The 21,415-nt window shown below is 71.0% G+C and carries 17 protein-coding genes; 3 read left to right on the forward strand and 14 right to left on the reverse strand.

The window, feature by feature from the left end; all coding sequences use genetic code 11:
• Positions 1–5 precede the first annotated feature (5 nt).
• Positions 6–3,119, reverse strand: a complete 3,114-nt coding sequence (locus ACLQ2O_RS16370; RefSeq protein ID WP_425832052.1) for a BTAD domain-containing putative transcriptional regulator — start codon at positions 3,117–3,119, stop codon at positions 6–8.
• Between the two features lie 180 nt (positions 3,120–3,299).
• Here ACLQ2O_RS16370 and ACLQ2O_RS16375 point away from each other — a divergent pair, with 180 nt between their 5' ends.
• Together ACLQ2O_RS16375 and ACLQ2O_RS16380 are read left to right on the forward strand one after the other, a co-directional pair.
• Positions 3,300–3,680, forward strand: a complete 381-nt coding sequence (locus tag ACLQ2O_RS16375) for a hypothetical protein (RefSeq protein WP_425832054.1) — start codon at positions 3,300–3,302, stop codon at positions 3,678–3,680.
• A gap of 29 nt (positions 3,681–3,709) precedes the next feature.
• Positions 3,710–4,090 carry a hypothetical protein gene (locus tag ACLQ2O_RS16380; RefSeq protein WP_425832056.1) on the forward strand — a complete coding sequence of 127 codons (381 nt, stop codon included), beginning with the start codon at positions 3,710–3,712 and terminating at the stop codon, positions 4,088–4,090.
• Positions 4,091–4,154: 64 nt separating this feature from the next.
• Here ACLQ2O_RS16380 and hisN read toward each other — a convergent pair whose 3' ends face one another.
• Complete coding sequence (hisN, locus tag ACLQ2O_RS16385; RefSeq protein ID WP_425832058.1) at positions 4,155–4,934, reverse strand: histidinol-phosphatase; 780 nt, start codon at positions 4,932–4,934, stop codon at positions 4,155–4,157.
• A 57-nt stretch (positions 4,935–4,991) separates the two neighbouring features.
• Positions 4,992–5,945 carry a cyclase family protein gene (locus ACLQ2O_RS16390; protein ID WP_425832060.1) on the reverse strand — a complete coding sequence of 318 codons (954 nt, stop codon included), beginning with the start codon at positions 5,943–5,945 and terminating at the stop codon, positions 4,992–4,994.
• A gap of 153 nt (positions 5,946–6,098) precedes the next feature.
• Here ACLQ2O_RS16390 and ACLQ2O_RS16395 point away from each other — a divergent pair, with 153 nt between their 5' ends.
• The gene (locus ACLQ2O_RS16395) at positions 6,099–6,593 is read left to right on the forward strand and encodes a DUF2231 domain-containing protein (RefSeq protein ID WP_425832062.1); all 495 of its coding nucleotides are present in this window, start codon (positions 6,099–6,101) and stop codon (positions 6,591–6,593) included.
• Between the two features lie 2 nt (positions 6,594–6,595).
• Here ACLQ2O_RS16395 and ACLQ2O_RS16400 read toward each other — a convergent pair whose 3' ends face one another.
• The 11 genes from ACLQ2O_RS16400 to ACLQ2O_RS16450 all read right to left on the reverse strand — a co-directional run bounded on the left by ACLQ2O_RS16400 (position 6,596) and on the right by ACLQ2O_RS16450 (position 21,262).
• Positions 6,596–7,345, reverse strand: a complete 750-nt coding sequence (locus ACLQ2O_RS16400) for a siderophore-interacting protein (protein WP_425832064.1) — start codon at positions 7,343–7,345, stop codon at positions 6,596–6,598.
• Between the two features lie 551 nt (positions 7,346–7,896).
• Positions 7,897–8,886: a ribosome small subunit-dependent GTPase A gene (rsgA, locus tag ACLQ2O_RS16405; protein WP_425832066.1), complete on the reverse strand. Its 990-nt coding sequence runs from the start codon at positions 8,884–8,886 to the stop codon at positions 7,897–7,899.
• A gap of 91 nt (positions 8,887–8,977) precedes the next feature.
• A complete protein-coding gene (gene aroA, locus ACLQ2O_RS16410) occupies positions 8,978–10,249 on the reverse strand; it encodes a 3-phosphoshikimate 1-carboxyvinyltransferase (RefSeq protein WP_425832068.1) in 1,272 nt (423 codons plus the stop codon).
• Positions 10,250–10,382: 133 nt separating this feature from the next.
• Positions 10,383–10,973: a DoxX family protein gene (locus ACLQ2O_RS16415; RefSeq protein ID WP_425832070.1), complete on the reverse strand. Its 591-nt coding sequence runs from the start codon at positions 10,971–10,973 to the stop codon at positions 10,383–10,385.
• Positions 10,974–11,063: 90 nt separating this feature from the next.
• Positions 11,064–11,786: a DsbA family oxidoreductase gene (locus ACLQ2O_RS16420; protein ID WP_425832072.1), complete on the reverse strand. Its 723-nt coding sequence runs from the start codon at positions 11,784–11,786 to the stop codon at positions 11,064–11,066.
• A 79-nt stretch (positions 11,787–11,865) separates the two neighbouring features.
• On the reverse strand, positions 11,866–12,660 hold the full coding sequence (locus ACLQ2O_RS16425; protein WP_425832074.1) for an alpha/beta fold hydrolase: 795 nt from the start codon (positions 12,658–12,660) through the stop codon (positions 11,866–11,868).
• Entirely contained in the window at positions 12,657–13,367 is a 711-nt protein-coding gene (locus ACLQ2O_RS16430; protein WP_425832076.1) for an alpha/beta fold hydrolase, read from the reverse strand. Before ACLQ2O_RS16430 ends, ACLQ2O_RS16425 begins: the two co-directional genes overlap by 4 nt.
• Before the next feature lie 137 nt (positions 13,368–13,504).
• Positions 13,505–16,087 (reverse strand): ATP-binding protein, encoded by a 2,583-nt coding sequence (locus tag ACLQ2O_RS16435; RefSeq protein ID WP_425832078.1) that lies wholly within the window; start codon positions 16,085–16,087, stop codon positions 13,505–13,507.
• Between the two features lie 15 nt (positions 16,088–16,102).
• Positions 16,103–17,356, reverse strand: coding sequence for an ArgE/DapE family deacylase (locus ACLQ2O_RS16440; protein WP_425832080.1), 1,254 nt, complete (start codon positions 17,354–17,356; stop codon positions 16,103–16,105).
• Positions 17,357–17,403: 47 nt separating this feature from the next.
• On the reverse strand, positions 17,404–18,687 hold the full coding sequence (gene aspS, locus ACLQ2O_RS16445; RefSeq protein ID WP_425832081.1) for an aspartate--tRNA(Asn) ligase: 1,284 nt from the start codon (positions 18,685–18,687) through the stop codon (positions 17,404–17,406).
• A gap of 265 nt (positions 18,688–18,952) precedes the next feature.
• The gene (locus tag ACLQ2O_RS16450; protein WP_425832083.1) at positions 18,953–21,262 is read right to left on the reverse strand and encodes a sigma-70 family RNA polymerase sigma factor; all 2,310 of its coding nucleotides are present in this window, start codon (positions 21,260–21,262) and stop codon (positions 18,953–18,955) included.
• Positions 21,263–21,415: the final 153 nt, after the last annotated feature.

The raw sequence follows: 21,415 nt of genomic DNA on the forward strand, positions 1-21,415 counted from the left end.
CTGCGTCAGGCGGACTGCCGGCGAGCCTGGTCCGCGCGGTAGCCGGTGCGTTTCCGGTGGCGTTCTGCTGCGGCGGCCGAGTGCTGCGCGGCCTCCTTGTTGCCGGAGGCAAGATGGACGTCGGCGAGCAGCGCATGGGCCCGACCGGCCTCGATCGGGTACTGGTGACCGTCGGCAAGGGCGAGTGCCTCGGTGGATGCCGAGGTCGCCTGGTCGAGGTCGTTCAGCTCGAGGTGGATGTCGGCCCGAACGAGTAACGCGTCGGCGAGCTCGAGGTTGTTCTCACCCGAGCGCGCGAGTTGCTCGGCCTCTTCCGCGGTGCGCAGTGCGACGTCGGGGCGGCCGGCGTAGTGCTCGATCCGCGCTTGGAGGGCGAGGATGCCGCCGCGCAGCCGGGTACTGCGGATCCGGTCGGCGATCGCGAGCGCCTGCTCGACGTGGGTCAGGGCGTCGGCGTACTGGCCCAGGTCGCACAAGACGTTGCCCAGTTGGCCGTGGGTCATCAGGAGGCCGGCGTCGTGGCCCTGCTCGCGCTGCAGCGCAAGCGCTTCGTCGAGCTGGACCTGAGCCGGGACCGGGTGACCGAGGAGCCACAACGCCAGTCCGAGACTGCTCTGGGCCAGTGCGCGCATTCCGGCGGAGGGGGCGGTCAGCGTCACGACGTACCGCAGCCTGCTCGCGGCCTCGTCGAGCTTTCCGGCGTGCAGGCAAGCGAGTCCGAGGTTCATCAGGTGCCGGCTCAGCAGCTCACGGTGACCGGTCTCCTCGTCGATGACGATCGCGCGTTCCAGGCTGGCGACCCCGTCGTCGATCCGGCCTTGCTCGAAGTGCAGGACGGCGACCTCGTTCAGGGCCATCGATTCGCCCAGCTTCCACCCGGACCGCCCGGCCAGCTCGACCGCCGCCTGCTGGTGGGTGCGCGCGGCGTCGTACGCGGTCATCGAGCGGTAGGCCTGCGCGAGACACAGTTCGGCGCCGGCCTGACCGGCGAGGTGATCGTCGGCCCGCGCCGCCGCGAGGCCGAGGTGTCCCACCTCGATCCAGTCCTCGGGGTGACGGTGCAGGAAGTAGAAGCCGCGGAGGAGGTCGCACAGTTGCCAGGCGGCGCGGGCGCTGCCGCGTTCGGCCGCCGTACGGACGACTGCGCTGAGGTTGAGACGTTCGGCTTCCAGCCAGGATCGCGCTGCGACCGGGTCGGTCAGGTCCGGCACGGGTGCTATCGCCTCGATCTTCTCGACGACCCGTACGCCGTCCGGGAGGTACTCCGCGATCGCTCGGGCGGTCGTCGCGAGGTACCAGGCGATCAGCCGTTCGATCCCCAGGTCCTCGTCGGGCTCGGCCGGTCCGTGCTCGAGCGCGTGCACCTTGACGAGGTCGTGCAGCGTGTACCGCCCAGGCTTGCGCCGTTCGACCAAGTGGCTGTCGGCGAGCTGACGGAGCACGCGAGCACCCGCGGCGGCACCGAGACCGCTCAACGCGATGATCGCGTCGTCGGGCAGATCCGGGCAAGGTGTCAGCGCCAGCAGGCGGAGCAGACGGCGCGCGTCGGGGCTGAGCAGGGAGTGCGAGTGGTCGAGCGCGAGCCGGACGTTGGCGCGGGGATCGTCGTCGAGCTCCATCGAGGTGAGCCGGTCCGCGGGGTCCAAGGTGGCGGTCAGCTCGGTGAACAGCCGCTCGGGGTGCTGCACGAGATCGGCCGCGCTGATCCGGATCGCGAGCGGGAGCCCGTCACAGAGGTCGACCAAGCGGGCCGCCGCGGACTGTTCGGCGTTGACCCGGTCGGCGCCGAGCAGCTCCTCGAGAAGGGCAAGTCCCTCGGCCACGTCCAGCCGGCCGAGCGGAACGGCCGTCGCCGAATGCAGCGCCATCAGGCTGGTCAGGCGACGGCGGCTGATCACCAAGAGGACGGCTGGACCGGTCCCGGGCAGCAGCGGCCGTACGTGTTCGGTGTCCCGGGCGTCATCGAGAATGATCAGGATCCGGCGGTCGGCGACCAGCGAGCGGTAGGCGGCCGCTGCCTCGTCCACGTCCTGGGGCACGCGGGCGGGGTCGGCGCCGAGGGCGCGCAGCAGGCGGCCGAGCGCGTCGCGTGGAGTCACCGGGGAATGGGGGCCGTTGCCCCGAAGGTCGACGTACAGCTGTCCATCGGGGAACCGGTCGGCGGTCTGATGGGCCCAGTACGCCGAGAGCGCGGTCTTGCCGGTGCCGCCGAGGCCGCTGATCGCGGCGATGCCGGGGGCGTCGGTGGAATCGAGGAGGTTGTCGAGGATCGAAAGCTCGCGGGCGCGGCCGGTGAATCCGGTGGGGAGGGCGAGGAGTTGGCGTGGGGCTGCTGGTGATTGCTTGAGTGGTGGCTTTTCGTGGCTTCGGGTCAGGGCAGGGTCGTTGTCCAGGATTCGCTGGTGTAGTTGCCGGACCGCGTTCGACGGGGCGACGCCGGCCTCCTGGTCGAGAAGCTCGTACAGCTGCCGGTACGTCGCGAGCGCGTCGGTCTGGCGTCCCGTCTGGTGCAGGGCGAGGATCAGCTGCGACCAGAAGCGTTCCCGGAACTGGTGCTGCTCGACGAGTTGACGCAGTTCGGGGACGAGCTGGTCGTGCCGCCCCAGCCGCAGGTCGACCTCGATCCGGGCCTCCCACGCGGTCAGCCGCTGCTCGTTGAGGCGGTCGGCCTCGGTCAGGACCTCCGGGCAGTCCGTGACGTCGGCGAAGGCGGGCCCGCGCCACAGGCTCAGCGCCTCGCGCAGCGACGCATCGGCCGTTTCGAGATCGCCGCGGTCGAGCGCGGCCGACCCTTCGGCGGCCAGGCTCTCGAACCGTACGGCGTCCAGGTGCTCGACCGCGGCGAGCTCGTAGCCGGGGGAGCGGGTGATCAGCACCTGCTTGCTGCCCGAGTCGTCGAGCAGCGCGCGCAACCGCGACACGTACCCGTGGATCTGGTTGGTCGCCGACCTCGGCGGACCGTCCGGCCACAGCCGATCGGCGATCCGGTCGAGCGGGACAGGATGCCCCGCGCTGATCGCCAGCAGCGCGAGCAGCAGCCGGCACTTGGGAGCCTCGATCCGCTGCCACTGGTCGTCCTGGCCGCGAATCTCCAGCGGCCCGAGCAGTCTGATCACCACAGGTCGGCTGTCTCCATCCCGAGCGAGTTTATCCCGGCCGCGGGTCGGCTTCAGATCGAGTTCAGGTTGGCCACAGGGGTTCGCGTTTGACTCTGCGTGCAGTCGAAACCGGCCGGAACGGGGGGGGGGGGGGGGGGCCGGCCGCTCGGTAGGTACTTCACGATCACCCAAGGAGAAACCATGAAGAACCGTGTCCGCCTGGCCATCGCCACCGGCGCCGCCGTAGCCGCGTCCTGCGTCACCGCGACGATGGCCTCGGCAGCGCCGCTGCCGGAGACTCCGGCCGAAACCACCTCGGTGCAGCAGATCCAGGCAAGCCCTGGTTACGTGCAGTTCAACGCGTACGGCGAGCACCTGTGGGCCTGTGACACGCTCGCTGACGGGCGCTGGGTGAAGGCCCAGCTGAAGTGGGGCAGCAAGACCGCGTCGGTCACCGACACCAACGGCTCGAAGACCGGCTGCGGCCACAAGAACCTCTCCATCAAGGACGGCACCGTGGTCTACCTGAGGATCGGCGTCGAAGGCCAGGGCTACTCGGCCTGGCGTGCGCTGCGCGCCTGACGACAAACTCAACCGTTTGAGGAGAGACGATGAAGAAGCGTGTCCGAATGACAGTCGTCGCCGGCGCTGCGGTGGCGGTGACCTGCCTGGCCGGGACGGTGGCCTCGGCGGCACCGATGCCGCAGGAGGCGAGCGCGAGCGGGCTGCGGGCGGCGAGCAGCCCTGCCGGTGGTTGGTCGGAGTTCCACTCCGACGGCGAGTACTTCCACGTCTGTGACACGGCGGCCGACGGGCGTTGGGTGAAGGGCGAGGTGAGGTGGGGCAACAAGTCCGTGACCGTCACCGACACCAACGGTGGGAAGGTCGGCTGCGGTTTCCGGGACCTTTCCATCAAGGAAGGTACGAAGGTGTCCCTGCGGTACGCCGTCGAGGGGCGCGGGTACAGCCAGTGGATCTCGACCCGGGCCTGACGATCTGTCGCCGGGTGGGCGGGGACGGGCGCCGAGCGGCGTTCGTCTCCGCCCGATCGGGTCGTCAGGACAGCCGGTTGAGGACTTCTTCGTGGAGGCGGCCGTTGGTGGCGACCGCGTTGGCGCCGGTCGGGCCGGGGGTGCCGTCGACGGAGGTGAACTTGCCGCCGGCCTCGTCGACGATGATCGACAGGGCGGCCATGTCGTACAGGTTGAGCTCCGGCTCGGCCGCGATGTCGACGGCGCCTTCGGCGACCAGCATGTACGACCAGAAGTCGCCGTACGCGCGGGTGCGCCAGGCGTCGTCCATCAGGTCGGCCCACTGGTCGCGCTTGCCGAGCTTGTCCCAGCCCTTGAGGGACGAGTACGACAGCGAGGCGTCCTCGATCTTGCTCACGTCACTCACCCGGCAGGGCTGCGCGGACATCAGTGCGCGGCCGGTCCACGCGCCATCGCCGTACGACGCCCACCACCGCCGCTGGAGCGCCGGCGCGGACACCACCCCGACGACGACCTGGTCCTCGATCATCAAGCTGATCAACGTGGCCCAGACCGGGACGCCGCGGATGTAGTTCTTCGTCCCGTCGATCGGGTCCACGACCCAGCGCCGCGGGCCCCAGCCGGTGGTGCCTTCCTCTTCCCCCACGAACGCGTCGCGCGGCCGCGCGCGGGCCAGCGTCTTGCGCATCACGTCCTCGACCCGGCGGTCGGCATCGCTCACCGGCGTCAGGTCCGGCTTCGTCGCGACGTGCAGGTCGAGCGCCTTGTACCGGTCCATCGTGGTCGAGTCCGCGTCATCAGCCAGGATGTGCGCAAGCCGCAGGTCGTCCGTGTGCGAAGGCATGCCGGAAGGCTACCTGTGAGCGGCTCATCCACGGCCGCTCGGTCCGGCGTACGGCGGTCAGAAGGTGGCGATGGGATTGACCGGGCTGCCCGACGTACCGGCGAAGCGGACCGGTGCGACCGCGAGCTGGAAGTCCCACTGGCCGAGCTCGGCCGCCGTTGCCGCGCACGCCTCCAGGTCGCAGTTGTCGAGCAGCCACAGGCCCATCGCCACCAGGCTCACGGCGTGCACGGGCATCAGTACGTCGTCGTACCCCGACGGCTGAACGTCCTGCGGAGTGTCGGCGCCGATCAGCGCGACCCCACGGTCGTGCAGCCAGGGCAGGCAGGACGCGTGCCAGCCGGCCTGCTCGATGCCGCCGACCGCACCGGACTCGTGCCTGGCGCGGCCGTAGCCGGTGCGCACGAGTACCGCGTCGCCGGACCGCACCTGCACACCCTGGCGGCGCTCGGCCTCCTCGAGGTCCTCGGGGAACACGCCTTGGCCTGGTTCGAGCCACGGCACATCGCGGACGGCCGCGACGTCGAGCAGGACGCCCCGCGTGACGATCCCGTGCGCCGCGGCGGTGACGGCCGCCCAGGCCGAGCCCGTGGCGGCGTCGACCAGCGAGTGCGACCGCCCGTTGTACATCTTGCCGTCCCAGAAGAGATGGCACGGCGAGTCGACGTGGGTGATCGTGTTGCCGTGGAAGAAGATGCCGAGCCGCTCGTTGGAGAAGCCCCAGCGCCGGTCGTTGTGGAAGTGCGGCGGCATGTGCTCGGCGCCCGGCATCTCGGCCGCGCACGGGCACGCCGTCGTCGACCGCTCCATCTCCTCCGGTACGGCGACCTCCCACCCGCACGACACGCTCCTGCCGTGGCGCACGGTCTGCGCCGCCGCCAGCCGGACCTCGTCGGTGATGAGGTTCAGGGTGCCGAGCTCGTCGTCGTCGCCCCAGCGTCCCCAGTTGGACAGGGTGTCGAAGTACCCGAGGACGTCGTCCTGCGTGGGCAGCGGTCGCTCTGCGGTCATTCCAGCTCCTCCGGTCACGAGCCCCAAGATCGGCTGCACTGTACTGCGCCTCCACCGGCCGGTCGGAGACACGCCCTAAGCTGATTGAACCGTTCTGGGTGGTTGAACGTTCAGTTGGTGTCAGTTCACTTCGGTCGAGCCACAGGAGGCGTCATGTTCGAACGCTTCGGAGATCTTCCCCTGCACGTCCTGGTGATTCACGCCGCGGTGGTGGTGCTGCCGGTGGCCGCGCTGACGGCGATCGTGTTCGCGCTGGTGCCGAAGTGGCGGTGGCTGTTGCGGTGGCCGGCCCTGCTGCTCGGGATCGCCGGGCTGGTGGTGGCGTTCGTCGCGAAGAAGAGCGGCGAGGCGTTCCTGGCGGCGATCCCGGAGCTGGAGCCGGCGGTCAAGCTGCACCAGGACCGCGGGGACCTGCTGTTCCTGTTCGTGATCGGGTTCGCGGTGCTGGTGGTGGCCGCGGTCCTGCTGCTGGCCGGGCCGTCGGCGTTGGCCAGCGGAAAGGGTGCCAAGGCAACCAAGAGCCGGCCGCTGGAGTGGGTGCTGAGCGCGGCCGTCGTCGTGGTCGGCGTACTGGTGATCTACCAGACGATCCGCACGGGTGACGCGGGCGCCAAGGCCGTGTGGGACGGGCAGCTGCCGCCGAAGTAGGGCTAGCCCTCTGACTGGCCGGCCTTCCAGTAGCCGCCGAAGTAGTGCGGCTTGCTGTCCCAGTCGAGCGTGCCGGTGAGATGGCGGCGGATCTCGCGGACGATGCCGGCCTCACCTGCCACCCAGGCGTACGGCGTACCGTCGGGGAGTTTGGCGGAGCGGACGGCGTCGGCCAGACCGGAGCCGATCGACCAGGCGATCTCGAGGTCCGCGGCGGTGTCGAAGTCACGGACGTCGGCGGCGTGCGGGACCTGGACGAACGCGCGCGCGACGGTGTCGGCGGGGAGGGACTCGATGATCGAGGCCAGCGCCGGTACGGCGGTGTCGTCGCCGACGAGCAGCTGCCAGTCGGGGGAGTCGGGGGCGTACTGGTAAGCCTTCGGGTTGTCGCCGATCTCGGGGCCGATGATGCCGAGACGGCTGCCCGGTACGGCGGACCGGGCCCACGACGACGCGGGGCCGGCGTCACCGTGCAGGGCGAACTCGATGTCGATCTCCGCACCGCGCTGCGCCCGGATCGTGAACGTGCGCATGATCGGACGGACGTGGTCGGGCAGCTCGCGGTATGCGCCGTACCAGTTGTCGGCGGGCGGGAGGACTGGCTCGGGTTGCCCTGGGTGGGCGAGCAGGATCTTGATTCGCTGGTCGAACCCGCCGGTCTCGAGCGTCGCGCAGCCGGCCAGGGTGACGGTGAGGAAGGACGGGCTGGTCTGGTGTACGCCGGTCACGGTGGCCATCACGACGGCGGTCATCGGGTTGCCGCGCCGAGCAGGTCGGTGAGGGCGAGGGTGATCTGGCGGCGCCGCGTCAGGGCGTCCGTGGACGGGACGAAGTGGACCGGGTGGAAGCGCATACCGCAAATCCTAGCCTTAGGTAAGGCTAGCCTCACAAGGTGAGGGCTGAGGTTGTCGGCGATGCGGCCGGGGAGGTCGGCGCTGGCTGGGGCCGCGGCGGCCGGGAGACAGGTAGAAAGTTGAGCCCGCTGTGCCGCCTCGCTGCGCCTCGGCGTGCCGGCTTGGTGGTGCGCGCGGCTGTGTCGGCCTGGCGGTCCCGTCGGCGTGCGGGCTTGGTGGTGCGCGGGGCTGGTCCGGCTTGGTGGTGCGTGCAGGCTGTGCTCGCCTGGCGGTCTCCGGTTGTGGCCGCCGGGCTGTGCCCGGTTGGTTGTGTCTCGGGCTGAGGTTGTCTGCCGTGCGGCCGGGGAGGTCCGCGCCAGCTGAGGCCGCGGCGGCCGGAAACGGTTGGAAGGTAAGCCGGGCTGTGCTGGCTGGTGGTGCGCGCGGCTGTGCCGGCCTCGTGGGGTGGGTCAGGCGGGGTCGGGGCGGCCTTCTCGGCTGGCTAGGAGGCGGCGGAAGGAGGCTACTCGTTCGGCTTCGATGCGGCCTTCGGTGACTGCTTCGTCGAGGGCGCAGCCGGGGTCGGACTCGGAGTGGCCGCAGGCTCGGGGGCAGTTGGTGGTTTCGGCGGCCAGGTCGGCGAAGGCGTGGATGAGTTGGTCCGGTTGGACGTGGGCCAGGCCGAAGGAGCGGATGCCGGGGGTGTCGACGATCCAGCCGCCCTTGGGGAGGCGGAGGAGGAGGGCGCTGGTGGAGGTGTGGCGGCCTCGGCCGGTGTTGTCGTTGACTACGCCGATGGCTCGGTTCGTGCCGGGGACCAGGGCGTTGACGAGGGTGGACTTGCCGACGCCGGAGTGGCCGACCATGACGCTGGTGCGGTCGCGGAGCTGTTCGTCCAGGTCGTCGAGGTTGCCGCCCTGCTGGGTCGCGACCGACTCGACGCCGAGCGGCCGGTACGTCGAGAGGAGGGGCTCGGGGTCGGCCAGGTCGGTTTTCGTGAGGCAGAGCAGCGGGCGCATGCCGGCGTCGTACGCCGCGACGAGGAAGCGGTCGATCAGACGGGTGCGCGGCTCGGGGTTGGCGACGGAGACCACGATCACCAGCTGGTCCGCGTTCGCGACCAGCGGGCGCTCGACGGGATCGTCGTCGTCGGCCGAGCGGCGCAGCAGCGTCGTGCGGGGGAGGACCTCGACGATCCGGGCCAGCGTGCCTTCGTCCCCGGTCGCGTCGCCGTCGAGCTTGACGCGGTCGCCGACGATGACGCCCTTGCGGCCGAGCTGGCGGGCCTTCATCGCGGTGACGACCCGATCGCCCTCGCCGACCCAGGTCGTGTACCGCCCGCGGTCGCGGGTGATCACGAACCCGGTCACGGCGTCGTCGTACGTCGGCCGGTCCTTGGTCCGCGGCCGGGTACGGCGCTTCGGCCGGTCGTACTTCGCCTCCTCGTCGTACCGCGACATCAGGCCTCGCCCCCGGGGACAGCGCCGCTTGGCCGTGCAGCTCGGCCAAGGCGTGCGATCGCGGGCTCGGCAGACAGTCCCACGGGCGCGCTCATCCGGCCAACGCGGACCACAGCTCGGGGAACTCCGGCAGCGTCTTCGCGGTCGTGCCGATGTTCTCGATCTCGATCCCGTCGACGGCGAGCCCGACCACCGCGGCCGCGTGCGCCATCCGGTGGTCGTGGTACGTGCCGAAAAGCCCACCGTGCAAGGGTTTCGGCCGGAACTCCAACCCATCAGGTGTCTGCGTGACGTCGCTCCCGAGCGCGTTGAACTCGGTCTCCAGCGCCGCCAGCCGATCCGTCTCGTGGTTGCGCAGGTGCGCGATGCCACGGAAGTACGACGGGCCGTCAGCCAGTACGGCGATGGCCGCCAGCACCGGCGACAGCTCGCCGACCTCGCCCAGGTCCAGGTCGGCCGCCGCGATCCGTCCGGTCCCGCGCACGGTCAGCTCGCCGTCGGCCAGCGAGACCTCGGCGCCGAAACGCGACAGCAGCTCCGGCAGCTGGCCGCCCGGCTGGGTCGTTGCCGTCGGCCACCCCGTGACGGTGACCGACCCGCCGGTGACGACGGCCGCTGCCAGGAAGGGCGCTGCGTTCGACAGGTCGGGCTCGATCACGGCGTCCAGCGCACGAATCGGGCCGGGGGCAACGACCCACCGGTTCGGCTCGCTGTCGTCGACCGCGACACCGCGCTCGCGCAGCATCGCCACCGACATGTCCAGGTGCGGCTGCGACGGCACGGGCTTCCCGTCGTGGCGAAGGTCGACCCCTGCGTCGTACCGGGCGCCGGCCAGCAGCAACGCGGAGACGAACTGCGACGAACCGGACGCGTCCAGCGTGACCTCGCCGCCGCGGACCGAACCCGTGCCGCTCACGGCGTACGGCATCCGGCCGGTGCCGTGGTCGTCGATCTCGACACCGAGCGTGCGCAGGGCGCCGAGGATGACGTTCATCGGGCGCTCGCGTGCGTACGGGTCGCCGTCGAAGGAGATGACGCCGTCGGCCAGCGCGGCGACCGGCGGGACGAAGCGCATCACGGTGCCGGCCAGGCCGCAGTCGACGTCGGCCGGGCCCTTGAGCGAACCGGGCGTGACGGTGACCAGGCCGTCCTTCTCGCTGATGCCCACGCCGAGCGAGACCAGGGCGGCCCGCATCAGCGCGGTGTCGCGCGCGGCGAGCAGGCCGGAGAGGGTGGAGGGCCCGTCCGCGAGCGCGGCGAGGATCAGCGCACGGTTGCTGATCGACTTCGATCCCGGCACGGTGACCCGGCCGTGAACAGCCCCGGCCGGGCGCGGTGCCGGCCAGCCCTCTGACGTCCCCATAACACTCCTCCAGCGAAACCTGATGTCGCTCAAGAGCCTAGGGCATGCACGCCGTACGGCGTCGCGCTCTGTCCACAGGACCCCGGACAGCAGAAAACCGGCACCTGGACCAGGTGCCGGTTGTCCACAGGTCTCAGATGAAGGGCAGCTCGGCCCGTGCGGTCCGGGCAGCCAGCTTGGTCTCGCGCCGCGCGGACTTGGCCAGCTGCTTGGTCTCGCGCTTGGCGAGCTTCGCGCCGCGCTTGGTCTCCCGCTTCGCCGCCTTCGCGCCGTGCGAGGCACGCCAGACCAGACCCGGCTGCCCCTCGGTGTCGACCGCCGCGAGCAGCAGGCCGCCGAACAGGCCGAGGTTCTTCATGAACTGGATGCGCTGGGCCTGCTTGGCCTGCTTGTCCTTCTCCAGCCAGAACGGGTGCCCGGCCATCGTGGTCGGTACGAGTGAGGCGGCCAGCAGTCCGGCGCCGAGGCGCCGGCCCTTGCCGCTGGCGAGTGCCAGGCCGCCGAGCACCTGGACGGCGCCGTTGAGGCGGACGAGGTTGGCTGTCGTGTCAGGGATGCGGCCGCCGACCTGTGGCGGGGCGACCCGCTTCACCAGCGGCACCAGGCGGTCCGTCACCGGTTGCGCCTTCGGAACCAGTGGCTCCGGGTTGCGCACCGAGTTGGCGCCCTGCACGACGAAGAGAACGGACAGCAACGGCCTGGCCAGTGCGCGCACGACAGTCATGGCTCCTTCTTACATCGTCCGGCGAAGCGATCTGGGCACCAGGTACCCGTGTGTCTTCGGCCCAACCCCTCCCACCGGGCCGAGACTTCATCAGATCGGGCAGCCGTCCGGGCCGCAGACGGCGTCGTCGGTGCTGCCGGAGGTGATCAGCGTCACCGGCTTGCGGTCGGCGGCGGCCTGGCGCAGGGCCTCCTGGAACACCTCGGTCGGCTGGGCGCCGCTGACGCCGTACTTCTCGTCGATGACGAAGAACGGGACGCCGTTGGCGCCGTACGCGAGGGCCTGGGCCTGGTCGGCTGCCACTTCCTGCTCGTACGTCGTACTGGCGAGGACCTCGGTCACGCGGTCGGCGGCGAGGCCGGTCTCGGTCGCGAGCTGGGTCAGGGTGGCGTGGTCGCCGACCGGGAGGCCGTCGGTGAAGTAGGCCTTGAGGAGGCGCTCCTTGAGACGGGCCTGGGTGTCGGCGGGCACCTCGCCGGAAGAGCCGAGCTCGCGGGCGAGGTGGAGGAGGCGGTGGGCGTCGACGGTGTTGGCCGACTTGGCGACGTCGAAGTTGAACTCGAGGCCGACCTCGCGGGCGACGCCGGTGACGTGCTCGTTGGCCTGCAGGCCCCACTCGCGGCCGCGACCGTACTTCTCGCCGATGCGGGTGGCCAGGTCGCGGTCGTCATCGCTGGTGGCTTCGGGGTCTAGCTGGAAGCTGTGGTAGACGACCTCGGCCTGCTCGCCGGAGGTCGCGAGCGCTTCCTCGAGGCGGCGCTTGCCGATGTAGCACCAGGGGCAGACGACATCGGACCAGACATCAATACGCATGAACAACAACAACTACTTCACTCGAGGTGGGTATTCCCGAGGGGTGGACCTGTGACAGGTCCACCCCTCGGGAGTGTGTTCAGCGGGCGGCGCGTTCGATCAGGTTGGTGACCTTCTGGGGCTGGGAGAGGGCTACCAGGTGGGAGCCGTTCACCTCGATCGTGGTGGCGTGGGCCCGGTTGGCCATGTAGCGCTCGACGGCCGGGGGGATGGCGTGGTCGCCGGTGGCGACGACGGCGTACTTGGGGAGGTTGGCCGGTGCTGTCCTGGCGACCTTCTCACCGAAGACGGCGGCGGCGACCGGGCGCTGGGAGGCGGCGAGCACGGCGGCCTGGCTGCGGGGGAGATCCCCTGCGACGACCTGGCGGAAGGACTCGGGCTTCACCAGCAGGTCCGCTCCACCGGGGTACGTGATGGTGGTACTGGTGTCCGGGCCGAGCAGGCTACCGGGGTACTTCGCGTTCAGGTCGCCGATCGTCTCACCGGCCTGCGGGATGAAGGCCGCGACGTACACCAGCGACTTGACCCCGGGCGTGCCGGCCAGCTGGCTGACCAGCGCACCGCCGTACGAGTGACCGACGAGGACCTTCGGACCAGGGATCCCGGCCAGTACGCCGGACAGGTACTCGGTGTCGCCGGCGATGCTGCGCAGTGGCACAGCCGGTACGACGACCTTGTAGCCGTCGCGCTGAAGGCGTTCGGAGACCTCGTTCCAGCTGGAGCCGTCCGCGAACGCGCCGTGCAGCAGGACGACGGTCGGCTTCGGGGAGCTGTGGTGGTCGGGAAGAGCGGCGGCGGTGGTGACGCCGACGGTCAGCAGGGCGGCGGAGGCGACACCGGCGACGGTGGCCAGGAAGCGGCGACGGGTGCTCATTTGTCCGCACCTGCCTCGACCGCGCTCGCGACGAACTCGGCGACGGCCAGCGGCTGCGAGACCGCGACCGCGTGCGAACCGTCGACCTCGGTGGTCTTCGCGCCGGCCCGCTCGGCCATGGCGCGCTGCGCCTCGACCGGGATGGCGTTGTCGGCGGTGGCGACCAGGTAGTAGCTCGGCAGTCGCTTCCAGCTCGCGGCGCCGGACTTCTCCTCGAAGGCGGCGGCGGCGATCGGGCGCTGCGAGCGGCCCATCACCAGGGACTGTCCGGCCGGGACGTCCGCGGCGAAGATCTTCGCGAACTTGTCCTCGGCGATGCTGAGGTAGGTCTGCTCGCCGAACTGGTGCGGCGCGAGCGACGTACCGAGCTCGTTGGCCGGGAAGTTGCCGAGGTACTCGAGGATGCCCTCGCCCTCGTCCAGCGCGAACGCGGTCACGTAGACCAGTGCGGTGACGTTGTCGGCGTCGTTGGCGGCCGAGGTGATCACCGCACCGCCGTACGAGTGGCCGACCAGCACGACCGGGCCGTCGATCTCCCGGGCCAGCGCCGCCACCTTGCGGCCGTCGGCGGCCGCTCCGGACAGGTCGTTCGGTACGGCGATCGCCTTGATGCCGCGGTTCTCCAGCTCGGCGACCACGCCGGCCCAGCTGCCGCCGTCGGCGAAGGCGCCGTGCACCAGCAGCGCGGTGGGGTTCTTCTCGCTCATTGTCTTGTCCTCGGTTCTTGGTCAGCGGTTTCCTTGTGCCTCTAGAAAACCGCCGACGGCTGCTTCGCCGGATCGACCGAAGACGGGAACTTGCGCACCCGCCGGCCTTCCTCAGCAGCGGCCGGTGCACCCAAAACTCATGCGTTCGGGGGAGAAGCGAACTGCTGCAGCACCAGCCGGGTGAGCTGGACGCGCGAGTTGACGTCGAGCTTGCTGAAGACGTTGCGCAGGTGGGTGCCGACCGTGCTGGCCGACAGCACCAGCTCCTCGGCCGCCGAGCGGTTGGTGTGGCCGTCGGCAACGAGCAGCGCGACCTTGCGCTCCATCGGAGTCAGCGCCTCCCAGCCGGACTCCGGCCGCGTCGGTACGGCGGACCAGCGGCGCCGGCGTACACCAGCTGCCTGCAGCACGGCCTGCACCGGTACGGCGAACGCCGTGGCGCCCAGCTGGGTGTAGGAGTCGAGTGCGCGCTCCAGCGCGGCGATGCCGGTACTGCGGTCGCCATGCTCCAGCTCGACCCGGCCGTGCAGCTCCTCGGCCTCGGCGAGCAGCAGGTGTCGGTCAGTAGAGCGCAACTGGTCGACTGCCTCGGTGAGCGCCGCTGGGTCTTGCTGGTGATAGGCGGCAGCCAGGTGAGCTACCGGGGTGAGGGCGGCGTGCTCGGCGACGGCTTCGGTGGTGTCGGGCCCGTGAGCAGCGGCGTGGAGCAGGAGTTCCAGCCGGATCGGGTGGTCCAGGGGCGTGGCCAGCAGGCGCCGACCTGCCGTCGCATCGCCGTCGGCCATCGCGAGCAGAGCCCGGACTGGTTCGTCGGGGACCTTGCGGGCGGCAGCGAGATCTCCCTGGAGCAGGGCGATCAGTGCGAGGACCTGACGGGCCATCGGCTCGGTCGACGGCTCGTGGAACTCGGCGGCCCAGCGGAGGCTCGCCCTGGCGGCTGCACGCGCCGCAGGGAGGTTGCCGAGGGCAAGCTCCAGCTGAGCCCGCAGGACGGCGACCTGCGGCGCCAGCCAGGAGTCGCCGTCGATGCCCTCGGACAGCCGCTGGAGAGCGGCGGCCGGCTCACCCGCTTGAGCGCGGCAGAAGAGCTCGGCCAGCTCGACCCGCACCGCAGGTGGGGCGCCGACCTCGGTGAGGAGAGCGGTATGCCGCCCGCGTGCGGACGCGTAGGCCGCGGCTGCGTCGGCGAAGCGTCCTTCGGCTGCCGCCTGCTCGGCTCGGGCGAGCTGAAGCAGTGCGCTCGTCACCGGGTCATCTGTCTCGAACGGGTCGGTTGCGCCGGCCAGTACCTGGTAGGCAGCGAGGCGGTCGGCCAAGGCCTGTGGCGAGCCGGAGACTGTCAGGCGCGAAGGGTCCAGCACGCCGACAGCCCACTCGTGCGGCGCCAGCAGCAGCAGGACCCGCGCAGCCAGCTCAGGCGTCACCGGGCCCTGGTAAAGCGGCGTCCCGCCGAGCAGGTCGTCGGCGAACGCCCGCGCGGCGTCGTACTGGTGGGCGGCGAGCAGGATCTCGACCACGTCCGCACCGACCTCGCCGCGGATCGGCTGGTCGACCGGAGTCAGCTCGAACGTCTCCTGGATCACCGACAGCGCAGTGATCGACATGGTGATGATCAGATCGCGCGCAGCCGAACGGAGTGTGCTGATGGCTGTCAGGTCGCCGACAGCTGCAGTCGCCAGGATGTGTGGAGCGGCAGCCGAAGCGCCCTGCTCCGTGAGCAGCAGTTGGTCGGCGATGGCGGAGTGCAGCGCCCGCTGGGCCGACGGCGGCACATCAGCCAGTACGGCGGCCCGCAGCAGCTCGTGCCGGAAGGTCAGGTGGGCTCCGCTGTCCGCCAGCAGCCCGGCCCGGATCGCCTCGTCCAGCGGCTCGGCCAGCCGCGCGACGCCCTCGCGCATCAGCGCGGCGACGTCCTCCAGCCGGAACTCGCTGCCGAACACCGCGGCAGTCCGCAGCAACGTGCGGCACAGCTCCGTCGTACCGGCCGTGCGTCGTCGGACGCCTTCGACCAGGCCGTCGGGCAGGTCGGAAAGGTAGAGGCCGGCGACAACTTGCTCCACCAGGAAGGGCACGCCCTGCGCGCCACCAAGCCGGACAGACAGGGCAGCGTCCACCGGCTGGTTCAGCCGGTCCGCGGCAATCTGCAGCACGGCCTCGGAGTCCAGCGGAGCCACCTGGACCAGGTGCACCGGCAGCTGGTCGCCCAGTGCGTCGACGAGCTGGTCGGTCACCCCGCCAGGCGCCGGACGGGTCGCCAGCAACCACATGATCCGGGCGTCAGCCAGCCGCGACAGCACCACCCGCAGCACGAACCCGGTGAGCGGGTCGGACCACTGCGCATCGTCCAGCACGACCAGCGCGGCCGTGCCCGCCAGGCGCTGACCGACGAGGTCAGCAAGCCGCTCGGCGAGCCAGAGCGGCTGGGTGTTGAGCGCGGCCAGCTCCAGGAAGTGCTCGGTGCCGATCAGCGGCTCTTTGCCCGCCCGGAGCGCCGGAGCGAGTGAGGACAGCGGACTGATGTTGTCCGTCTGGTGCGCAGTGGCAGTTGCGACCAGCAACCCGTGCCGTTCGGCCTGCTCGATCGCCGCGCGCAGCAGCGCCGACTTCCCGATGCCCGGTTCGCCGGTGACAACGGTCAGCGACGCAGCACCCTGGTCCGCCGCGCGCATGGCCTCCAGCAACCGGCCCAACTCGGCCGAGCGCCCACGCAGCGGTTCCATGGCCACTTTGTACCACTAGGAGCAGCGGCGAACAGCCAGAAGCGCGTAGACCCGCGCACAGTGCAGGACCTCGGCGAGGGCGACGTGCTCGTCGGTGGCGTGGGCGTAGCGGACGTCGCCGGGCCCGTACTGCAACGTCGGTACGCCGGCCGCCGCGTACTGCCGCAGGTCGGACCCGTACGGCCCACCCCTGACCTCCGGAGCCCCCGCACCCGCGTCCACCACAGCGCGCAGTGTGTCGTCGAGCAGCGGGTCACCGTCCGGCAGCTGACCGGACGCGAACACCCCGCCGGGCCAGGTCGCCTTGACCGGGCGGTCCCGCAGCCAGTCGTCCTTCTCGCAGGCAGCAGCGACCGCGTCCGCGAAGGCGGCCAGCGCGTCCTCGACCGGCTCACCCAGCCGTACGCCGTACCGGCCTTCGGCCACGAGCAGGTCGGGCACTGTGCTCGCCCAGTCGCCGGAGTGGATCGTGCCGATCGACAGGGGGTAGGCCAGGTCGAGGTGCTCGAGCAGCGGGTGCGGCGCACGGTTCCGCCCGGCCTCCAGCTCGCGCAGCGCCGCGTGGATCAGCTCGAACTTCTCGATCGCGCTGACGCCACGGGTCCGGGTCGAGCCGTGCGAGGCGAGCCCGGGGACTTCCAGCCGGAAGGTGAGCGAGCCGGCGTTCGCGGGGATCACCGTGCCGGCGGTCGGCTCGGCGATCAGGCAGGCGGCACCGGAGTGCCCGCGGCGCAGGGTGGCGAACGTGCCGAGCCCGCCGTCCTCCTCGCCGACCACCGTGTGCACGGCCAGCGGCCGCCGCAACTCGATGCCCGAAGCAACAACCGCCCGGACCGCGCCGAGGAACGCGGCGATCCCGCTCTTCATGTCGCAGGTCCCGCGGCCCCACATGATGCCGTCGCTGACCCGCGCCGAGTACGGGTCGCCGTCCGGCCACAGCGCGAGATCACCCGGCGGTACGACGTCCACGTGGCCGTTGAAGACCAGCCCCGGCACCCCCTCACCGAGCGTCCCCACACAGCCCCAGGCGTCGCTGCGCGGAACCTCCATCCCCGGAAAGGCGGGGTCCGAGGTCACCGCCGGCAGGTCCAGCTGCCAGTGGTCGACCGCCATCCCGAGCCCATGCAGCCGCCCGGCGACCCACTCCTGGGCCACGTTCTCCCCAGCGGTCCCGTCGACACTCGGGATCCGCACCAGCTCCCGCAGCTCCTCGACGATCAGGTCGTCGTCCAGAGCCGCCAGCACCGCCCGCTCCACGTCAGCACTCATGGCGCACATCATGCACCGAGCACAGTGGAGCGGGCGTGCCGACTAGCTCACGGAGTCAGCCGGTGCAGGTCGCGCGGGAACAGCGTGACCTCCCGGACGTTCTCCGCACCGGTGAGGCGAGCCACGAAGCGTTCCAGGCCGATGGCGAAGCCGCCGTGCGGTGGCATGCCGTGCTGGAACGCCTGTAGGTAGGAGCTGTACGAGTCGGTGGACTCGCCCCGGGCCGCCAGTGCGGCCAGGTAGTCACCGTAGCGGTGCAGACGCTGCCCACCGGTGACCAGCTCGACCCCACGGAACAGCAGGTCGAAGGAGTTCGACCAGCGAGGGTCCGACGGCTGCGGGTGCGTGTAGAACGGCCGCTTCACCATCGGGTAGCCCTCGACCGCCACGAAAGCGCTGCCGTGCTCCCGCAGCGCCCACTCGCCGATAGCCCTCTCGTCAGCAGGCGACAGGTCGGGCTCACCAGGGTCCGCTCCCGCCAGCTTGAGCGCCTCGGAGAAGTGCAGCACCGGTACCTCGACCGGGATCTCCGGCAGCTCCACCCCGAGCCGCTCCAGCGCCGTACCGGCTCTGGACCCGACCGCCGCGAGCATGCCCGCCAGTACGTCGCGCAGCACGGCCAGTACGTCGCGGTGGTCGCCGATGAAGCCGAACTCCGCGTCCAGCGACACGTACTCGGCCAGGTGCCGGACCGTGTCGTGCGGCTCGGCCCGGAACACCGGACCGACCTCGTAGACCCGCTCGAACACCCCGACCATCGTCTGCTTGTAGAACTGCGGCGACTGGGCCAGGTACGCCGAACCGCCGAAGTAGTCGAGCGCGAACACGTTGGCGCCCGACTCGGTCGCCGTACCGACGATCTTCGGCGTCTGGATCTCCGTGAAGTCCACGCCGTCCAGCGTGCTGCGGAACCCGTGCAGCGCGGCTGCCGCGACCTCCCAGCCGGCCCGGACCGCCGGGTGCCGCAGAGCGACCGGTGCGTTGTCCAGCACGACCGGCAGACCAGCGCCGACCGTGGGACGCCACAGCTCGATCGGCGGCGTCTTGGCCGGTTCGGTCAGCGGGACGATCACCGGGTCGACCAGCTCGGCCCCACCGGGCGCCTGCGGGTTGGCGGCGACCGTACCGGTCACCTGGACGACGGTCTCCTCACCGAGCCCGTCCAGCTGGGCCTGGGTCTCCGGCGCCTTGACGACGACCTGGCTGAGGCCGGACCGGTCCCGCAGGACCAGGAAGCTGACCGTGGCCAGCCGTCGTCTTCGGTGCACCCAGCCGGCCACCGTGACGGTCTGGCCTACTGCTGAGGGGATCTCGTGGTTGAGAATGCGCATCGCTGTTTCACCTCCGTCGGATTACTCGAACCCCGGAGGTGTGGGCGAAGGGGAACTCGCGGTGCCACCACACCTTCACCGGTCTGGTCTGCCCAGTCCGGCCTCTTGCTGTCGCATTCGCTCAGGAGTGTCTTCACGGCCGGGCCTGTACGTCGCCTTCGCAGCTACCGGCGACTCTCTGGAAGCACAGGTGTCCGGCGCTACTCGGTTCCGTCAGCGCGAACAGCAGCAAGCCTAGGGCGCCGCCCCGGCGACGCCAAACCGATTAGCGCTTGCTGTGCGCCGTCGGCGGGATCTGGGCGGTGTCGGTGTCGTACCGGCCCGGGGTGACCGCCTTGACGGTGATCTGGTTCTTGACCCCGGAGCCAGGCCAGGCGGCCCACTCGGTGTTCAGGGACTTCGTGTAGTTGTCCGTCGAGCACGTCGCACGCCGTACGTCGGTGGAGCGCGAGCAGGTCCAGCCCCGGGAGATGTAGGAGACCAGGGTGACGCTCTTGCCCCAGGAGATCTCCAGCGTGACCGGACCGGTCGTGCCGCTCAGGTCGAGGAACCTGTTGTAGACGAACGGGTTCGGGTCGTTGTGCGGGTCCGGGGTGAGGATCCGCAGCAGCGACTCGTCCAGCCGGACCGGTGCCAGTGTCTCCGAGTCGGTGTCGTGCAGCAGCCCGGCCGTCGCCGTCACCGTGTACGTGCGGGCCGCCGCGGACCCACCGTCCGGTACGGCGAAGTCGGCGGGCAGCGGCGCCGGCTTGGTCGGCGTGGTCGACGTACAGGTCCTGGCGGCCGGGTTGCACTTCCAGCCGGTCGGGTTGGCGGCCAGCGGCCACTCCAGCGAAGCGCCGTACGTCAGCTTCAGCGTGACGCCGGTCCGGTCGGTGCCGGGGGCCACGGTGATCGTGCGGAAGTAGCGGTCCGGGTCGGTCTTGCGGACGGCCAGCTTGAGCAGGCTCTCGTCGAGGCGCGGGGGAGCGGTCAGCGTCGCGGAGTCGTCGTCGTACAGACGGCCGGACTTGCCGGAGACGGTGAACGTCCGGTCGGCCACCGCGCCGCCGGTGGGCTCGGTGAACGTCATCGGGAGCGTGGGCGGTGCCGCCGGGTTGACGGCCGTGCAGCTGCCGCTCCTGCCGTCGGCGGCCTTGGTGCAGGTCCAGCCGGCCGGGTTGCCGGTCAGGGGCCACTGCAGGGCCTTGCCGAACTTGATGCCGATGACGACGGGGTCGGTGTTGCTCGCCGGGACCTTGATGGAGACCGTGGCGCGCAGACCGGCGTCCCGCTCGGCCACGCTCCGCGTCCACGGCCCGTACGCCGCGGGGCTGCCCCCGCCAGGCCCTCCGGTGGAGGGGCTGCCGCCGCCGGTGGGCAGGCTGATCGTCAGCAGGCCCTCGTCGAGGATCGGCGTGGTCGGCAACGGCGGCGTCGGCAGCGGGGTGGTCGGGGCCGTGGTGGGCGCGGTAGTGGGAGCCGTAGTCGGCTCCGGCTCAGTGGGCTCGGGCTGCGTCGGGTCCGGCTGTGTCGGCTGGGTCTCCGGCGGCTTCTGCGTCGGCGGCTTCTGCGTGGGGTTGACGGGAGGCGGCGGGGGCGGCGGCTGCTGTGTCGGCTGGGCCGACGGCTGGTCGATCGCTGCCGGGGGTGTGTCGTTGCCGGTCAGTGCGAGCGCCGCCATCACGGCGGCGACGACGACCACGACCGCCGTACCGGCGCTGACCGCCGTACGGGTGCTGTTCTCGGTGGCCTTCTGCCAGCCGGTGACGAAGAAGCCGACCAGTCCGACCTTCGCGCCTGAGACGGCGGCCAGGTAACCCAGGCCGGCCGTGCCCAGCAGGGCCGGAGCGAGCAGTGCCGGCAGCGCGCTGTTGACCTCGACCAGCTCGAGGTAGACCGCGGTGCATTTGGCGCAGTCGTCCAGGTGCTCGCGGACGTTCCGGTTCTCGCGCTTGGTGAGGCCGCCGCGGACGTAGGCGCCCAGGCGCTCGGTAGTCCAGCGGCAGCGGTCACCGGCGACGTCGGCCAGGTGCTGCTGCAGGTACGCCTGGCGCAGACCCTCACGGGCTCGGTAGGCCAACGCGGAGACGCCGTTGGCGGTCAGGCCCAGCAGGGGAGCGATGGCCGCGGGCTTCTCGCCCTCGACCTCGGTGTGCCACAGCACGGCCTGCCAGCGCTCCGGCAGCGAGGCGAACGCCTTCGCCGCCGCGCCGCTCTCGAAGCCGGTCACCGTCGGGTCGTCGAAGCCCTGGGGCTCCCGCTCGTACGCCGCGATGTCGTCGGTCGAGGTGACCTTGCGGCCGGCCCGGATCCGGTCGACGTGCACCCGTCGTACGGTCGTCAGCAGGTACGCCCGGAACGAGACGTCCGGGCCGCCGCCGTTGCGGAGGGCATCGAGCACCTTCGCGAAGGCGTCGCTGGCCAGGTCGTCGGCGTCGTTGGCCGGCACCAGCTGCCGGGCCATCCGCTCGGCCGCGTGGTGGTGGCGCGCGAACAGCTCGCCGTACGCCTCGAGGTCGCCCGAACGCACACGCGCGATCAGCTCCGCGTCGCTCGGTACTTCCTCCATCGCGCCCGTTCCCCCTGCTGTCATCGCTTCGTCACCGTCTGTCACTTAGTTGCCGAGGTCAAGACTCCCAGATGGGACGGATCGGCGCACCTTTCCTGACGACGGCGACCGGTCCGAGGTTACGAGAAAAATTCTCCGAAATCTGCGTCATGAACCCGTCATCGCGCTGTCTCTCCC

The organism is Kribbella sp. DT2 (assembly GCF_049844575.1).
GTDB lineage: Bacteria > Actinomycetota > Actinomycetes > Propionibacteriales > Kribbellaceae > Kribbella.

Excerpts from the sequence above, each read along its gene's own strand:
- ACLQ2O_RS16420 (WP_425832072.1), bottom strand. The coding sequence starts at position 11,786 with ATGCGTATTGATGTCTGGTCCGATGTCGTCTGCCCCTGGTGCTACATC.
- ACLQ2O_RS16380 (WP_425832056.1), top strand. The coding sequence starts at position 3,710 with ATGAAGAAGCGTGTCCGAATGACAGTCGTCGCCGGCGCTGCGGTGGCG.
- ACLQ2O_RS16395 (WP_425832062.1), top strand. The coding sequence starts at position 6,099 with ATGTTCGAACGCTTCGGAGATCTTCCCCTGCACGTCCTGGTGATTCAC.
- aroA (WP_425832068.1), bottom strand. The coding sequence starts at position 10,249 with ATGGGGACGTCAGAGGGCTGGCCGGCACCGCGCCCGGCCGGGGCTGTT.
- hisN (WP_425832058.1), bottom strand. The coding sequence starts at position 4,934 with ATGCCTTCGCACACGGACGACCTGCGGCTTGCGCACATCCTGGCTGAT.
- ACLQ2O_RS16415 (WP_425832070.1), bottom strand. The coding sequence starts at position 10,973 with ATGACTGTCGTGCGCGCACTGGCCAGGCCGTTGCTGTCCGTTCTCTTC.
- ACLQ2O_RS16390 (WP_425832060.1), bottom strand. The coding sequence starts at position 5,945 with ATGACCGCAGAGCGACCGCTGCCCACGCAGGACGACGTCCTCGGGTAC.
- aspS (WP_425832081.1), bottom strand. The coding sequence starts at position 18,687 with ATGCGCATTCTCAACCACGAGATCCCCTCAGCAGTAGGCCAGACCGTC.
- ACLQ2O_RS16430 (WP_425832076.1), bottom strand. The coding sequence starts at position 13,367 with ATGAGCGAGAAGAACCCCACCGCGCTGCTGGTGCACGGCGCCTTCGCC.
- rsgA (WP_425832066.1), bottom strand. The coding sequence starts at position 8,886 with ATGTCGCGGTACGACGAGGAGGCGAAGTACGACCGGCCGAAGCGCCGT.
- ACLQ2O_RS16375 (WP_425832054.1), top strand. The coding sequence starts at position 3,300 with ATGAAGAACCGTGTCCGCCTGGCCATCGCCACCGGCGCCGCCGTAGCC.
- ACLQ2O_RS16425 (WP_425832074.1), bottom strand. The coding sequence starts at position 12,660 with ATGAGCACCCGTCGCCGCTTCCTGGCCACCGTCGCCGGTGTCGCCTCC.
- ACLQ2O_RS16435 (WP_425832078.1), bottom strand. The coding sequence starts at position 16,087 with ATGGAACCGCTGCGTGGGCGCTCGGCCGAGTTGGGCCGGTTGCTGGAG.
- ACLQ2O_RS16440 (WP_425832080.1), bottom strand. The coding sequence starts at position 17,356 with ATGAGTGCTGACGTGGAGCGGGCGGTGCTGGCGGCTCTGGACGACGAC.
- ACLQ2O_RS16450 (WP_425832083.1), bottom strand. The coding sequence starts at position 21,262 with ATGACAGCAGGGGGAACGGGCGCGATGGAGGAAGTACCGAGCGACGCG.
- ACLQ2O_RS16400 (WP_425832064.1), bottom strand. The coding sequence starts at position 7,345 with ATGACCGCCGTCGTGATGGCCACCGTGACCGGCGTACACCAGACCAGC.